The following is a 12,222-nucleotide window of genomic DNA, read 5'->3' on the forward strand; positions in this document are numbered from 1 at the left end:
TTCCTTTATTACCCCAGCATACTTTTTGATACACCACCAAGTATTTATCATGTCGAGCCGTTTTGAAGGGCTGAACCTAGCGGTGCTAGAAGCGATGGCAAGTGGCTGTGTCGTTATGGGAAGTACTGCAATGGGAGTAAAGGAGTTGATTGAAGACAACAAGGATGGCTTCTTGTTTTCAGTCGGGGCAGCAACAGAGCTGGCGAATATCATCGCGACTGTACTATCTAATCCATCAAACTACCAAGCACTAGCAACGGCAGCTAGAGAGAAAGTTTTAGTTCATTATGATAAAAAACAGGTCACTCAAGCGTATTATCAATTATTTCAGAATTTATTAACAAGCTGTTAATTATAAAGTTTTTAATGTGAGTGTTGTATGAATAAAGAAGATCTAACAATTGGTATTTTAATACCTGTTTATAATGTAGCGGATTATGTAGAAGAGTGTATAGAATCAATACTCACTCAAATCGATACTAGAGCATCTATTTTAATAATGAACGATGCTTCGACAGATAATAGTGCAGCTATTATCAAGCGTTTTGAAAATTACCCTCAAGTGCAAATCTTCGATGCGCCTTATAATAGAGGTTTGTCAGACACACGCAATGCGCTTTTCGATATGGGCCAAACAGAGTATATCTGGTTTATTGACTCTGATGATGTTATGTACGAAGGTGCTTATAAATCTGTCATGTCTCAAATAGAAAAATTGAACTCGGATGTGCTATGTGCCGATTATGTATCATTACGAGGAAAAAAAGAGGTAAATAAAAAAGGGTTTATAGGCACGTCTAATAAAAATTATATCAATAAGAGCAATAGCTTCTTAGATAATATTATTGAAAATAATAGTAATCATGTTTGGAATAAGGTTTTTAGAAGACAGATAATACAAGACATAAGGTTTAAAGAAGGATTGAATTTTGAAGATATTTTGTATATGACTGATATCTCATTAAAGAGTTTTCAATATAGCTATTTAAAATAGCCTGTAATAAAGTATCGTGAGCGTGAAGGGTCTATTTTAAAGAATATCGACAAAAAATACGTAGATGATTATTTATATGCTTTCACTTATCGCGTTGAAAACTATCAGAGAGATGGTGAAAAAGATGGCTATCATTATTTGCTGTATAAAGTATATAAACGTTATATAGGGCTGTTAAATAAAATCGCTAAAAACCATCAGGAAGATTTGTTAAAAGACACCTATGCTCAATACAATAAGTACTTCTCAGAGCTTTATCTTGTTGCTAATAAAGAGCTGCGAATACATCAAAGAATAACTCTGAATATTAAACGTTCCAAATTAGACAAAATTCTGAAAGGTATGTAGACCATGCAAAAGATCTTTAACGTTATCCGTAATAAGCCCTTTAAGGTTTTCTATAATGGCCTAGTGCCTAGAAATGTAAGGAAGCGCTGGAATTATCAGTATGATGATAAAATTAAGCAAGAAAAAGTAGCCTCTTACTGGAGGATGGTTCTTGATCAATACGCTGACAAAAAAATAGAAAAGTATGATACTCCACCAATCAAAAAAGAACTGGTAGGCAAAAAAATTATTTGGCAATATTGGGGACAGGGATTAGAAAATTTACCGGAAATGGTGGAAATATGTTTTTCTTCAGTAGACAGTCATGCTCACGATTATCAGGTTATCAGAATTACTGATGAAAACATAAATGAATATATAAAGCTTCCAGAGTTTGTTGATGAAAAACGTAAAAATGGAGTTTTTAGACCAGTATTCTTTTCTGATTTGCTGCGTGTTGCATTGTTGTCAATCTATGGTGGGGTTTGGCTAGATGCTTCCGTTTTATTAACAGATAGGCTACCCAAGGAATATGCAAACTGTAATTTTTTTATGTATAGCCGTGATCCTAACTCTCTTAATAAAAATTGGGGTACAAATGATACACATTTTTACTTTAATTGGAGAGATGAATTTAAAGTAAAACATCTTAGTAGTATTATGTTTTCTAAGCCAAACTCAATGATTACAAAGACCTTGGTTGACTTGCTGCTTTATTATTGGGAAAATGAAAGTAAAATTGAGTATTACTTTTTCTTTCAAGTAATGATTAATGAATTAAAGGAGTCAAAAATTATAGATTTTGAATTTCCTGTTATTGATGATACTTTTCCACATTTATTACAATCTGAGATAAAAAAGCAATTTAATGAAGACGAATACAAAAAAATAGTTTCACAAGCTAGTATTCATAAGTTGACTATTCATGAGGCTTTCAAGGAAGAGTATTTCGAAAAACAAACATATTATGGCTATCTAAAAAATAGATATATATATATAAATAAAGGGGCTGTAGTAGATAAGGATTAAACATCACACCATATTCTCAGAGTTTTAAGCTGAGTAGACGGTGATCCATAGTTGAATCTAAACTCACACTCTTTTAAAAATAAATGGAAGTTCTTCTTATCGATCCCATTATATTTTCTGAGTATTCGTTTAGACTGGTTCCAAAAGTTCTCAATGCCATTGATGTGATTGTTTTTACCGCAAGTAAACTCTTTAGAGTGATTGACTCTGAGGTGTTTAAACTCGCTCACATCTAACGCATTGTAACTTCGATAACTATCAGTATAAACAAAGCTGTCAGGCTTGATTTTACGCTTAATAACAGACATTAGAGTCGTCTGTTTGGTGTCTGCTACGACAATGGTATAAACCTTACCATTTCGTTTTAGAATACCAAATACAGCTGTCTTACCAGCAGCCCCGCGACCTCTTTTGCCTTTGCGTACGCCGCCAAAGTAACTTTCATCTAATTCGACTTCACCATCAAAGAGCTCATCAGCTTCTAATGAGAGATGGTCGTCTATTACAAGTCTAATTTTATGATAAAAAAGTGCCGCAGTGTTAGGTTGAATGTCGAGCAAGTCTGCGGCTGTTCTAGCAGTCACTTCAGCCGTGAAAAACTCTAAGAGCCTTCGCTGTACTTTTTTACTTAGTTTACAACGGGTTATCTTCATAAAAGTAGTCTAGCATAGTGCTTATCTACTACAGCCTCTAAATAAATTAAGCATGAAATTTTTGCATGGTTCCAAACCAATTTTGCTCACCATTGCTATTTTTACCAAGATAGTGAAATTTAAATAGATTGGATTGCTTAAGATGACACATTAAATAAACACCTTGATCATCGTCCACAATGTTTTTTTGAAATAATTCTTCTTGACAATTTTTTACAACATTAAAGAACTCTCTCCAAATATTTTGATTAGCTACTGTTACGCCACCTATGATAACTGCTCTATTATTTAAAATAGCAGATAAAACTTTGTTTTTTGTATGAGGGAAGTTGGGATTGTTAAAAAATAAAAAAAACTTGTCTTTTGTTAATGTGAAAAAATGAACATGTAAGTCATCAAAAGGGTAGTACCAATTATTAATACCTAGCAGAGTAGTATTATCTCTACAATATCCGAAGTCTACCCAAGCAACCAGATCATTAGACAAGTTAAAATCTTCAATAGCTTTGTTTACAAAGTAAGTTTTTAGATTAGTTACTAGGACATACTTTTCAGACCAATACTCAGGGTTGAGCTTGTGTTTATCGGGTATTTTACTCTTGAAATTATTGCTGTTAATTATCGATTTAATTTCATCTAGTAAGTTTCTAAACTTTTTTTCTAAATCAATAATGATGATCTTGGTTGGTTTGTTACCTCTTAATTTTCTGATATAAGGCTTCATTTCCTCAAAGGTAAATACAACCATTTCATTATCGAGTTTTGCTAAGTTCTCAAAATATGATAGGTATGTTTGATTATCCCTAAGTAGATGAGAAGGGTGTCCTTTTTCAGTGGACCAATCACCTCTACCAATATCAAAATAGGCAGTAACAATTGTGATTGACTTTTCAGTTGTTGATATTGAATTATCCATTACTACCGCCAATAATCTTTTAGCCAAGGGCTTGGCTTAACATGACGATACCACTTGCCTCCGCTACCATTGATGGCATCTGGCGGATTAATCTCACCATGAAAGATGACAATCTTTGCACCATCCAGCAGAGTAGGTGCGCGCACAAAGTTAAAGGGAATAGGGGCGATGCATTGGTACTTGAAGCTGACACACCATGTTTTATCCCAATACTCTAAATGATGATGCTCACGTAAATAGTTAGACAGATAAGCCTGCTCATGGCGCACTTGGGTACGAATGGTAGCAAAGTTACGCTCAAAGTTTGCGAGCAAATCAGGATAGGTGTTCATGCCAATGTTGAAACGATAAACAGAGCTATTACCAATCATTCGCCACGGTTTTTTCCAATCACGGATAATCACCACGCTGTCCTTGTGCTGAGCTTGATAGGTAAAAAAGGCGTCTATGTTATCAACAATAACAATGTCGATATCTAAAAATAAAGCCACACCTTTAAGACCATATAGTTCAGGTTTGAAAGTCGTGAGTTTTTTCCAACCACGCTCAGGTCCAGCAGGCAAATCCATCTTTGGAATAGGATGGCAAGTCACAGCAGGGTCGATACCGCTGCTATCATCAGTGAGGCAGATCATTTGAAAGTCTAAGGTCAAATGGCGACTGACCATATTATAAAGACGGTTGACGTACTCAGCGCCGTATTTGTTACCCCATTTCATACAGATAACATAACGCTGCTCAGCAGTGCTGCTGCGTGCGTGCGTGTGGTCTTTCGATGAGGTATTGGTTACGTCAGTTGCCATAATGCACTCATATTAATATAAATAAAAAATATTTAGGGCGTGTTCTCATTTTTAACATGGTGATAAAAATGAGATAAATTGTCGCCAAACAAGAAAGTAGCGCAGACAATATTGAGTTATTGACGGACTATTTGACGCTATTTGGCAAAATTTAGTCATCTCTAATCCATTTATAAGACGATCGATTGAACTGAGGACACGCCCTAGTAACGTTCAAAGGTACAAAAGTAAGCCGATATTATCACAGCTATGATTCACGATATCTCTAAACGTTTGGCTAATTGTAAGGTCATTGTTCATTGTTCATGGCCAGCGCGCGTGATTGTATCATGAACGTTTTGATCAGCCCGCTTGTTATCACGAATGAATTTGGCCAAAGTTTTTTCATCAACGTTGTAAGGATTCCCTAATGTGGGAATGTGTTTGAAACGTCGATAGCCCCACATATAGTGACTGCATTTTTCTTCAATCATCTGTTGCATGGCTTGGTTAAGTGCATAAGCGGCGGTCTCGGCATGACGATCATAAAGTGCTGGATCATCGAGCTTATAACAATAAATGTCAAATCCACGACCATCGTCACGGCGAATACAAGATAAGCCGACCAAGGCACATCTGGTTTTACTAGCAAGTTTAGAAGCAAGAGTACTGGTTAGCGTTTTAATACCAAAAAAGGGCACAACCACGCCGCCCGAAGGATCAGGAACATGATCGGGTAAGACGATACTAAAGCCACCTTGTTTGAGGGTTTTAAATATGGCTTTGACACCGCTACCATCGGTTGGTACTAAGGTCGCATTAAGCCTTGAACGCCCTTGTAGCACAAAGTTGTTGGTAATGTCACCTTTGACAGGTTTGTACATAATGGTTGGGGAACCAAATTGATTGAGCCAAGCGTTCATCATCTCCCATGTACCGAGATGCGGCACGATAGCGAGCATGCCGTTGGCACTCGCAAGTCCTTCTAATAAAATGTCTTTATTATGAACGTCGCGAATCTGAGCGATACTCCACTCAGGTGGCATGGCCCAGCTTTTAATCGATTCAATACTGGTCAAACACTGGTGATAAATAATCTCTTTGGTTAACACTTGTTTTTGCACATCAGTCAGCTTAGGCGCAATTAACGCCAAATTGATACTGACTGTACGCATGATACTAAAATTGGGTATCTTGATAATCACCCACGCAACAAAACGTGCCAGTATCTGCAAGACAGACAATGGCACGATTTTAAAAATGTGATACGGATTCATAACCATTCACACGGTGATGAATCACGTAATAAGTACTGAAAAAAATATCCGGACATCGTTAGACCATTTATTGCGCAGGTTTGTTGGTGTCAGCCTGTGCTTTTTCGCGCACACGGATACCAAGATCACGTAGCTGCTTGCTATCAACTTCAGCAGGTGCTTGAGTTAGTGGGCACTCAGCAGTTTTGGTTTTCGGGAAAGCGATAACATCACGGATAGAGTCTGCGCCTACCATGAGCATAATTAAGCGATCTAAACCAAAGGCCAAGCCACCATGCGGCGGCGCACCGAATTTTAAGGCGTCAAGTAAGAAGCCAAACTTATCTTGAGCTTCTTGCTCGCCGATACCTAACGCTTCAAGTACGGCTTGCTGCATATCATAGGTATTGATACGTAAGCTACCACCACCAACTTCTGTACCATTTAGTACCATATCATAAGCGATAGAAAGGGCAGATTCTGGGTTGTTTTTCAATTCATCAACAGAACCTTTAGGTTTAGTAAACGGGTGATGCATTGACGTCCAACGACCATCGTCCGTTTGCTCAAACATTGGGAAATCGGTGACCCAAAGTGGTGCCCACAGACAAGTAGTCATTTCAAGGTCTAGACCAATTTTTTGACGTAGTGCGCCGATTGCGTCATTGACGACACTGGCTTTATCCGCACCAAAGAAAATAATATCGTTGCTTTCTGCACCAGTACGCTCAATCAAGCTTACCAAGACGTCATCAGTCATATTTTTGATGATAGGAGACTGAAGACCAGATTCTTGGTCAACGCCGTTGTTGATGTTGCTCGCATCATTGACTTTGATATAAGCCAAACCACGTGCACCATAAATGCTAACGAATTTGGTATAAGCATCGATTTGCTTACGGCTTAATGACGCGCCACCAGGGATGCGTAGGGCAGCAACACGACCTTTAGGATCGTTAGCAGGACCGGCAAATACTTTAAAATCAACGTCTTTCATTAAATCAGCAACGTCGATGAGTTTTAATGGAATACGTAAGTCAGGCTTGTCTGAGGCATAGTCACGCATTGCTTCAGCGTAAGTCATGCGTGGGAATTGCTCAAACTCAACATCCATCATGGTTTTAAATAAATGCTTAATCAAACCTTCGTTGATGTTCATGATTTCTTCTTCATTTAAGAAAGAAGTTTCAATATCGACTTGGGTAAATTCAGGCTGACGGTCAGCACGTAAGTCTTCATCACGGAAACATTTAGCGATTTGATAATAACGATCAAAACCTGACACCATCAGCAACTGTTTAAATAGTTGTGGTGATTGTGGCAAGGCGAAAAAGTTACCTGGGCGTGTGCGTGATGGCACAAGATAATCGCGCGCGCCTTCTGGTGTCGCACGAGTCAAGATAGGGGTCTCAACGTCTAAGAAACCATGGTCATCTAAGTAACGACGAATGGCGGACGTGGCTTTAGCACGGAAAACCATACGCTCTTGCATTTGCGGACGACGCATATCAAGATAGCGGTATTTCAAACGCAAGTCTTCTGATACCGTGGTTTTCTCATCATTTAATGGGAAAGGCGGTGTTTCAGATTTTGCCAATACTTCAATTTCTTTGCCCAGCAGCTCAATCTGACCACTGGTCATATTATTGTTTTCAGTACCCGCGTAGCGTTGACGTACGCGACCAGTGATTTTTAGCACATATTCAGGACGTACCGCATCAGCCATTGCAAAGGCTTCTGGCGTATCAGGGTCAACGACGACCTGCAAGATACCAGCGCGGTCACGCATGTCTAAAAAAATCACGCCACCGTGATCGCGACGACGATGTACCCAGCCTACGATACTGATGGTTTGATCGATGAAGCTTTCGGTTACGGCTCCGCAATATTCGTCTCGATATTCGCTATGCGTCATAGTGCTTTGCGTCATAATATAATTATCCAGTTGTCAGCCCAATTCGAAATACAATAATGCAGCCATTGCTGTACGATTCAAGCTATCCGCTAAAAACGCACAAATAACGCGATTAAGACAAATGGTCATCACGTTGGCTACAGAAAATTTGGTGTAAACGCATATTATGCCTAATCTGCCCTTGTTATACAACCAGTGGCGTCCAATCAAAGCGTAGGAAAGTATCAGTAATGGGCGTATTTATTCAGTAACATTTGCATCGGGTTAAATATTGTCATTTTGCTTGAAAATATCAGCCACTGTGCACATATCAGGCTCACTTATAAAATCTTATTAAAATTATTCTAATCATGTAAGGAATGCTACTCATGCTTTTTCACCCTGCTAAGAACCCTGTTGAGCTACAAGTTGTTCATCTAAATAAAAGCCAAGAACAACGCCGTGAAGACTTAATGGAGGCAACTCAAGGTAAAGCCGCGCTTAAGCAATTCAAAAAAGTAATGGCTAAAAAAGCCAAGCAAGCATTGAAGGCAAAAAGCAAAAATAAGAAAAAAAACAGTGATAATAAATCACAAGTGTTCGTTCTCGACTTTGACGGTGATATCAAAGCCACGGCAGTCAAGCATTTACGCGAAGAAATCAGCACATTAATCAGCAGTGCAAATAAAGGCGATGAAGTCGTGGTACGTCTTGAATCAGGCGGCGGGTTGGTTCATGGTTATGGTTTGGCAGCAGCGCAATTGGCACGTCTAAAAGAGGCTGGTTTAAAATTGACAGTCTGTGTCGATAAAGTCGCGGCCAGTGGCGGTTATATGATGGCTTGTGTGGCAGATAACGTAGTGGCTGCGCCCTTTGCTATTATTGGCTCAATCGGTGTGGTATCACAGTTGCCAAACTTTCATAAATGGCTAAAAAATCATGACGTCGATTATGAGATGTTTACCGCTGGTGACTATAAACGTACCGTTACTATGTTTGGTGAAAATGATGCTGACGACCGTGCCAAGTACCAAGAAGAGCTTGAGCAAACGCATGAGTTATTCAAACATTTCGTTAACACCTATCGTCCAGCATTGGATGTCGCAAAAGTAGCAACAGGCGAGCATTGGTATGGTGAAGACGCACTAAAATTGAATTTAATTGACAGCCTACAAACCTCAGACAGCTATATTTTAGAGCGTATGGACGACAATGAAGTCTATGCACTGCATTCACGTCAAAAGCCAACGCTCGCCGAGAAGTTGGGATTGTCACAAGCTGCCGAAGCAACGGTGAATATTGCGATTGATAAGCTGCCAGATGCGCTAGCACGCTTTGATTTTAATAGCCGTTTAAATATCCTAAAGTAGTTTTCAGTTTTCCACTCTAAATAGAAGCATTGTTTGTATTTTGTAAAAGGCGTGTCCTAGCGGGTCGCGCCTTTTTGCTGTTTATTCATAAATGCTGTGTTATAAATGTGGCATACAGAACAGAGTATACGCACGTACACTATAAGATTAGTATTGGGCTTTTTATAAAAGCTTTATGTGAACGTGATGAAAATCATTAACCATCAGCAAGGAAAAGGATGCCAGCTATGTCTGAAAATACATTGATGTTTACCGCCACCGAACATGGTCAAGCCATGTATGCCAAAGTCAAAGCATTTATCGAAACTCATATTGAACCAATAGAAGCACAGTTTTGGGCGGATTGTCATGCGCAAAACCCAGACGGTAATTGGAAAAATTGGCAATGGCCAGAAAAATATGAGATTTTGCGTAAACAAGCACGCGAAGCCGGTCTATGGAATTTATTTTTGCCAGATGACACGCTAGGGGCAGGGCTGTCGGTGACCGATTATGCACCGATTGCCGAGCTCACTGGACGTAGTTTATTAGCGCCTTATGTGTTTAACTGTAATGCCCCCGATAGTGGCAACATGGAGCTATTATGGCGCTATGGTTCAGAGGAGCAGCAAGACAAATGGCTCACACCAATCTTAGAAGGTAGAACGCGTTCGGTATTTTGTATGACTGAGCCTGATGTCGCCTCCAGTGATGCGACCAATATGCAAGCGACAGCTGTGGTTGATGGCGATGAGATTATTATCAATGGCAGTAAATGGTGGTCATCGGGTCTGGGTGACCCTGCGGTCGACATTTTGATTGTGATGGCGTACACGCCTGATGAGAATAAAGACCGTCATCATCAACATTCGATGGTATTGGTCCCAGCAAAGACAGCGGGTGTCAACATCGAGCGCATGCTCAAAGTCTTTGGCGATTATGATGCGCCGCATGGCCATGGTGAAGTCAGCTTTGATAAAGTACGTGTGCCCGTCAGTCACTTTATCGGTGGTGCAGGTATGGGCTTTGAGATTGCACAAGGTCGCCTAGGACCAGGTCGTATTCACCATTGCATGCGCTGTATTGGCGCTGCCGAAAAGTCGCTAGAGCTGGCTGTTAAGCGCGGCATGGAGCGTACGGCTTTTGGTAAGCCGTTATTACAACTGGGTGGTAATTTTGAGCGTATCGCTGAGGCGCGTATTAAGATTGACCAAGCGCGTTTATTGACATTATATGCAGCGCAAAAAATGGACGCGCAAGGCACAAAAGCGGCATTGACTGAAATCTCTGCTATTAAAGTGGTTGCGCCAACCGTGCTACAAGAAGTGGTCGATATGGCGATTCAGATTCATGGTGGCATGGGCGTTTGCCAAGATACGATGCTACCTGCATTCTTTGCGCAAGCACGAGCGCTGCGCTTAGCCGATGGTCCTGATGAAGTGCATAAAACGATGATTGCTAAGTTAGAATTAAAGCGTCAGGGTTTTATTCGCCCTTCTAAACCTGGTAAATCCTAAGTTTAGTTATTCATAAATTTATAGAAACTGATTTAAATAACCATCTGTTTAACTTAATTTCTCATTGAAATTCACTATTACACCGTTAATAGTGAATTTTCAGCCCTATACTCACTGATAAAACATAATTGACCACAGGATAAGGAATGTCATATGGCAACTGCTAATCAAAGCAAAACTACCATTGAAGAAGTAGCTAATAAAATCTTAGATAAAGGCGGTGAGGTTCGTGAGGGTGAAGAGCTTGATACCAAAGCGGTCAGCTCATGGCTACGTGATCAGGGTGTGGATATAAAAGGCGAACCTACCGTTACTCAATTTTCAGGTGGTGCCTCAAACTGGACCTATCGTTTGCAATATGAAGGCGAAGGTAAAAGCCAAGATTTAATTTTACGCCGTCCACCAAAAGGTACCAAAGCAAAATCAGCACACGACATGGTGCGCGAATATACGGTTCAAAAATCCTTAGAAGATGCTTATCCTTATGTACCTAAAATGGTCGCGCTATGTACCGATGAAGATGTTATCGGCGCTGACTTTTATGTCATGGAGCGTATGGAAGGTATCATTCCTCGTGCCAATTTGCCAAAAGGCATCGATTTAAATGAAGAGCAAACGCGTGCATTATGTACCAATGTCATCGATGCTTTGATTGAATTGCATCAAGTCGATTATAAAGCGCATCCTGATTTGGTCCATCTTGGACGCGGTGAAGGTTATTGCGAACGTCAAGTAACTGGCTGGGACAAGCGTTATGTCAAAGCCAAAACGTCTAACGTCCCAAGTTTTGCCTTAGTCCGTCAATGGCTCGGTAAGCATACGCCTGCTGATAGTAAGACTTGCCTCATTCATAATGATTGGCGCTTTGATAATGTGATTTTGGATGCAGCAGATCCGACCAAGGTGATCGGCGTACTCGACTGGGAGATGGCGACCTTGGGCGATCCTTTGATGGATTTGGGCAGCGCATTGGCGTATTGGATTGAAGAAGATGACAACATCATTATGCAGCAGTCACGCCGTCAGCCCACCCATTTAAAAGGCATGATGACTCGCGATGAGGTGGTTGCTTATTATCTTGAGCAGACAGGTCTAGAAATAGACAACTGGACGTTTTATGAAGTGTTTGGGTTATTCCGTCTAGCGGGTATCGTTCAGCAGATTTATTACCGCTACTATCATAAACAAACGACCAATCCCGCCTTTAAAAATTTCTGGATTATTGTGCACGTATTACATGCCAAATGTCTTAAACTGATTGCTCAATATGAAGGTGAGATTTTGTTTACTAGCCGAGTACAGCCGCATCTACAGGATATGGGTGTTGATGCTGCGATGATTGAGCAGTTGCCAAGTCCTATACAGGCTGTGATTAAAGGTATTTTGCCAAAGAGCTATTTTGGACAAAGCGCACCTAAAGCTGAAGAGTAAGCAGCTTAAAAATTAAAAATCTAGGGCATATCCTCAATTGAATCGAGCATTCTCTAAATGGGTTAAAAATGGCT

Annotated in this window: 11 protein-coding genes; 6 read left to right on the forward strand and 5 right to left on the reverse strand. The window is 40.1% G+C overall.

Annotated features, from left to right (window positions below):
- The 3 genes from INT03_RS10935 to INT03_RS10945 form a co-directional block, all read left to right on the forward strand.
- A partial coding sequence (locus INT03_RS10935; RefSeq protein ID WP_226951685.1) for a glycosyltransferase occupies nt 1–352 on the forward strand: 352 nt, incomplete at its 5' end.
- Nucleotides 353–379: 27 nt separating this feature from the next.
- A complete protein-coding gene (locus INT03_RS10940; protein ID WP_193008973.1) occupies nt 380–994 on the forward strand; it encodes a glycosyltransferase family 2 protein in 615 nt (204 codons plus the stop codon).
- Between the two features lie 351 nt (nt 995–1,345).
- Complete coding sequence (locus INT03_RS10945; protein ID WP_193008974.1) at nt 1,346–2,350, forward strand: capsular polysaccharide synthesis protein; 1,005 nt, start codon at nt 1,346–1,348, stop codon at nt 2,348–2,350.
- Here INT03_RS10945 and INT03_RS10950 read toward each other — a convergent pair.
- The 5 genes from INT03_RS10950 to aspS form a co-directional block, all read right to left on the reverse strand.
- Nucleotides 2,347–3,003, reverse strand: a complete 657-nt coding sequence (locus INT03_RS10950) for an IS1595 family transposase (protein ID WP_193008975.1) — start codon at nt 3,001–3,003, stop codon at nt 2,347–2,349. The two genes, INT03_RS10945 and INT03_RS10950, sit on opposite strands and share 4 nt — an antisense overlap.
- A 46-nt stretch (nt 3,004–3,049) precedes the next feature.
- The gene (locus tag INT03_RS10955; protein WP_193008976.1) at nt 3,050–3,919 is read right to left on the reverse strand and encodes a WlaTC/HtrL family glycosyltransferase; all 870 of its coding nucleotides are present in this window, start codon (nt 3,917–3,919) and stop codon (nt 3,050–3,052) included.
- A 2-nt stretch (nt 3,920–3,921) separates the two neighbouring features.
- A complete protein-coding gene (locus tag INT03_RS10960) occupies nt 3,922–4,638 on the reverse strand; it encodes a glycosyltransferase (RefSeq protein ID WP_406947499.1) in 717 nt (238 codons plus the stop codon).
- A gap of 380 nt (nt 4,639–5,018) precedes the next feature.
- Nucleotides 5,019–5,978: a lysophospholipid acyltransferase family protein gene (locus INT03_RS10965; protein WP_193008978.1), complete on the reverse strand. Its 960-nt coding sequence runs from the start codon at nt 5,976–5,978 to the stop codon at nt 5,019–5,021.
- Between the two features lie 67 nt (nt 5,979–6,045).
- A complete protein-coding gene (gene aspS, locus INT03_RS10970; RefSeq protein WP_193009000.1) occupies nt 6,046–7,872 on the reverse strand; it encodes an aspartate--tRNA ligase in 1,827 nt (608 codons plus the stop codon).
- A 368-nt stretch (nt 7,873–8,240) separates the two neighbouring features.
- Between aspS and sohB the strand changes: the two genes are divergently transcribed.
- From sohB to INT03_RS10985, 3 genes are all read left to right on the forward strand, one after another.
- Nucleotides 8,241–9,221, forward strand: a complete 981-nt coding sequence (gene sohB / locus INT03_RS10975) for a protease SohB (RefSeq protein ID WP_193008979.1) — start codon at nt 8,241–8,243, stop codon at nt 9,219–9,221.
- A 245-nt stretch (nt 9,222–9,466) separates the two neighbouring features.
- Nucleotides 9,467–10,717, forward strand: coding sequence for an acyl-CoA dehydrogenase family protein (locus INT03_RS10980; RefSeq protein WP_193009001.1), 1,251 nt, complete (start codon nt 9,467–9,469; stop codon nt 10,715–10,717).
- A 153-nt stretch (nt 10,718–10,870) separates the two neighbouring features.
- A complete protein-coding gene (locus INT03_RS10985) occupies nt 10,871–12,148 on the forward strand; it encodes a phosphotransferase family protein (protein ID WP_193008980.1) in 1,278 nt (425 codons plus the stop codon).
- Nucleotides 12,149–12,222: the final 74 nt, after the last annotated feature.

It is taken from the genome of Psychrobacter sp. PG1, from assembly GCF_014897815.1.
In the GTDB taxonomy this organism is placed as follows: Bacteria; Pseudomonadota; Gammaproteobacteria; order Pseudomonadales; family Moraxellaceae; genus Psychrobacter.